This window comes from Pseudorhodoplanes sp., from assembly GCF_035565795.1.
GTDB lineage: Bacteria > Pseudomonadota > Alphaproteobacteria > Rhizobiales > Xanthobacteraceae > Pseudorhodoplanes.
Genome location: NZ_DATMRV010000094.1, coordinates 1 through 3,134, shown reverse-complemented (window position 1 = coordinate 3,134; position 3,134 = coordinate 1). Strand labels below are relative to the sequence as shown.

Annotated in this window: 2 protein-coding genes and 1 pseudogene; all 3 read right to left on the bottom strand. The window is 62.5% G+C overall.

Going from position 1 to position 3,134, the window contains the following annotated elements; all coding sequences use genetic code 11:
• Positions 1-396 (bottom strand): annotated as a pseudogene (locus VNZ93_RS09330) (hypothetical protein); the annotation flags it as partial.
• A gap of 176 nt (positions 397-572) precedes the next feature.
• A complete protein-coding gene (locus VNZ93_RS09325; RefSeq protein ID WP_325703363.1) occupies positions 573-1,772 on the bottom strand; it encodes an FAD-dependent monooxygenase in 1,200 nt (399 codons plus the stop codon).
• Positions 1,769-2,881, bottom strand: a complete 1,113-nt coding sequence (locus VNZ93_RS09320; protein ID WP_325703360.1) for a 5-methyltetrahydropteroyltriglutamate--homocysteine S-methyltransferase — start codon at positions 2,879-2,881, stop codon at positions 1,769-1,771. The genes VNZ93_RS09325 and VNZ93_RS09320 overlap by 4 nt, the downstream gene beginning before the upstream one ends.
• Positions 2,882-3,134: the final 253 nt, after the last annotated feature.

The window sequence follows — 3,134 nt, the reverse complement described above, 5'->3', positions numbered from 1 at the left end:
CGGACAGTTGAAATAGATGGTTTCCAGCACCGCGCCGGTTGCCGCGACCACGTCGTTGTGGCCGAGCACGATCGTCGAATAGAGCATGAACATCGCCGGCACGGTGTTCGGCACATATTGCGGGATCGCAAGGCCGGCTTGGATGAGGCCGTCCTTCACGCCGGTGAAGGTGGTCTTGCCGTCGACCAGCTGACCGCCCGGCACCAGCTTCCACTTCACCTTGCCGCCGGTCTTTTCCTCGATGGCCTTGAGGATGCCGGGCATGACCTTGGCGTTCTGATATTCGCGCGCCGGCGTCCAGCTTCCGTAGATCAGTTCCTGAGCGGATGCGGGCTGCGCCGCAATCAGGCCGACCGCGAGCGCGGTCCCTGCCAATGTCGAACGAAAGGCGATCATCCATATCCTCCCTGTGCACTGCCGAACTTGTGGTCGGTCTTGCGTCGCAGGCTATAGTTGGATGTCCAACAATTCAATCGCCGTCGCGCATAAAGTCTGGGTAAAGACGCGTCATCCAGCGGGAATGCGCCCACACTCGTCGCAGGCTTCGGCCTTCAGGGCAGGATCACCCAACTTTATTGCTGCGGCACACCAATCGGGCGGCCGACCAGCTTGTAGGTGAAGGTCAGCGCTTCACGCTGGAAGCCCGGATCGTCGCGCAGCCTGCGCAGACGTTCGCCATCGGCGCGCTTCTTCTCCGGATCGGTTTCCTTCAGCCGCCGGATATTTTCCGCGGCGGTTGGGCCGGTCACTTCGCGAAACACGCGCTGCCGCTCCTCTGCATATCGATCGAGCAGATCGTCGCCCGCGGCTCCCTTGATGACCGCCGGCAGGGCATCGCCAAGGACGTCCGCGTCCAGCAATCCGGAGGTCAGTCCCAGGCCGCCATAGGGATTGCACACATGCGCAGCATCGCCCGCCAGCAGGATGCGTCCGGTGCGGAACCTTACTGCGCTGCGTTCGTGAACGCGGAACGGCGCGAAGGCCTGAAGCTCGTAGGGGCCGTCGTCAGGCAGGATCGCCCTGTAATGTTCGGCGATGCGATCGCGGACCTGGTCTTCCGGAAGGCTGGAATCCTCACCAAAGGTGATCCGCCACAATCCGTGCCGGTCGATCTTGACGATCACCGCCCAGTATTTCGGATCGATGATGAAGTTCGCCCGCGCGAAGCCGCGCGCCTCGAAATCGTAGACGAGGTTGGTCGAGATGAGGCGCTCGGGATGGGTATAGCCGTCGAACGACTGGCCGGCCGCGCGCCGGACCGTGCTGCTGCCGCCGTCGGCGCCGATCAGCCAGTCGCAATGGATAGCCTGCGTGCCGCCGTCCGACTCCATGGTGACGGTGACACCGTCGCTGTTCTGCGCAACGCCGGTGACGCGCGTATTCCAGCGCACCTCCGCGCCCGGGATCGCGAGGAAATTGCGCAGGATGGCATTCGCCAGTTCGTGCTGCGGCATGTGCAGATTGAAAGGATAGGCGGTGTCTTCCGGCGTCAGCACCGACATGTGCGGCGCTGCGAGGATTTCGCCATGCACGGTCCGGAACTGATAGTCCTGCTTCAGGATGCCTGCGACTTTCATCTCGTCCAGCAGGCCGAGCCGGTCCAGCATCTCGACCGTCGGCGCATGATAGACCACAGCACGCGGCAGCTGGATGATGCCGGGCTCGGAATCGAGAACGAGGACCGGGATTCCGGCGCGCGCGATCTTGAGCGCGGCAATGAGACCGACCGGGCCTGCGCCGGCGACAACGACGCCATTGAAACGTTCGCTCACAGATCACCCCATACGTCGCGTGCAACGTCGACCACCAGCTTCAGCTTGGCGAATTGCTCGTCGATGGTCAGCAGATTGCCTTCCGCGGTCGAGGCGAAGCCGCATTGCGGCGACAGGCATAATTGATCGAGCGGGACGAACCTGGCCGCCTGATCGATGCGGCGCTTGAGGTCATCCTTGCTCTCGATCTTGCCGGACTTGGTGGTGACGAGCCCGAGCACCACCGTCTTGCCCTTCGGCACGAAGCGCAGCGGCTCGAAGCCGCCGGAACGCTCATCGTCATATTCCAGGAAGAAGCCGTCGACATCGAGCTCGCTGAACAGCGCCTCCGCGACGTGGTCGTAGCTGCCTTCCGCCATCCAGCCGGATTTGTAATTGCCGCGGCAGGTATGCGTGCAGATCGCCATGTCGGAGGGCCGGTCGGCGACGGCATCGTTGAACAGCTTGATATAGCGCAGATGCTGGGTTTCGGCGCCTTCGCCGAGCATGGCGCGGCGTGCGGGATCGTTCAGGAAGGAGAGGCTGGTATCGTCAAGTTGGAGGTAAGTGCAGCCGAGCGCTGCCAGTCCTGCGATCTGTTGGCGGTAGACCGCGGCGAGATCGTCGTAGAACATCTCCCAGTCGGGATAGACATTGCGGTCGATGCCGCGGCCTGCCGGATAATGCATCATCGACGGCGAGGGGATGGTCAGCTTCGGAATGGCGCGGGTTGCGACCGATTTCAGAAATGCGAAATCCTGCGCGAAGATCGTCTCGTCGAGCCGTATGCGTTCGCCGACGCGATAGGCCACGAATTCGAAATCGAGAGCGCCGGTTGCCGAACGGAAGGGAACCTTGACCGTTTCCGTCAGCTTCTCGATGCCGCCGATCGAATATTTGAAATCCATGAACCAGTCGATCCGTCGGAACTCGCCGTCAGTGACCGACTTCAGCCCGACATCCTCCTGCCGTTTCACGACATCGCGCACCGCTTCGTCCTCGATCCGGCGAAGCTCTTCCGCCGAAATTGCGTTGCGCGCGCGCTCCTCGCGGGCCTTCAGCAGGGATGGCGGACGCAAGAGGCTGCCGACATGCTCGGCGCGAAATGGCGGTCGTGTGCGGGGTGGCATTGCGGACGCTTCCTCATGTTTTTTTGTTTGGTTAGCGCGGCGACCGATGCGTGGCAACCCGAACGGGTTTGCATTTCCGGTCCGCATGATGACAATCGCGGCGGAATTCCGCTGAGCGGCAAGCGGGTAATTCAGGAGGACGCGTGGCTACGATTGTTGTTTCACATGGTGCGTGGTCGTCGGCATGGGCGTGGCAGAAGATGCGTCCGCTGCTGCGCGCCGCGGGGCACGACATCTTCACGCCGAGCTATAC

Excerpts from the sequence above, each read along its gene's own strand:
- VNZ93_RS09320 (WP_325703360.1), bottom strand. The coding sequence starts at position 2,881 with ATGCCACCCCGCACACGACCGCCATTTCGCGCCGAGCATGTCGGCAGC.